Raw genomic sequence first — 499 nt, forward strand, 5'->3', positions numbered from 1 at the left:
ACATTATTGTGTCGCAGTCGGTCGGTGAGTCGGTTTCCACAGATCTTACTACCTCTGTTAGCCTCTATCTAGACTTTGATATCGAGTTAGTGAGTGATGGCACGGCGCATTATTACTTCTTTGATTGGGACGCAGGAACGGCAAGTCGCGTCGCTACTGCGGATTACTTACGTTACACATTACACGGTGAAGATATCGTCGAATTTACCGTACCAGTTGAGGCTATGCCCTACATGGGAGAGGGGGATACGCCTACCATGATCTTTAGCATGTACAATGGTGAACTTACGGTAGGTGAGATTGAGGCGCCAAGTGCTGAACCGTCGGACGATACTATGTACGCTTTCAATGGTATTGCCGCACAGTCTATAGAAGATGGTGTAGTGTTGAGTGATTACCTATTTACCTGCTACTTGGGTGATAGCGATGATCAGTCAAGCCCAATCATGGCTGACTATGAGCTTGCGATTACGGATTGTGGCGGTCGAACTCACATTAC

The 499-nt window shown here is 47.3% G+C and carries 1 pseudogene; it reads left to right on the forward strand.

The features are described from left to right. Positions 1-499 (forward strand): annotated as a pseudogene (locus AB4486_RS28315) (hypothetical protein); the annotation flags it as partial.

Source organism: Vibrio sp. 10N.222.55.C6 (genome assembly GCF_041473395.1).
In the GTDB taxonomy this organism is placed as follows: domain Bacteria; phylum Pseudomonadota; class Gammaproteobacteria; order Enterobacterales; family Vibrionaceae; genus Vibrio; species Vibrio crassostreae_C.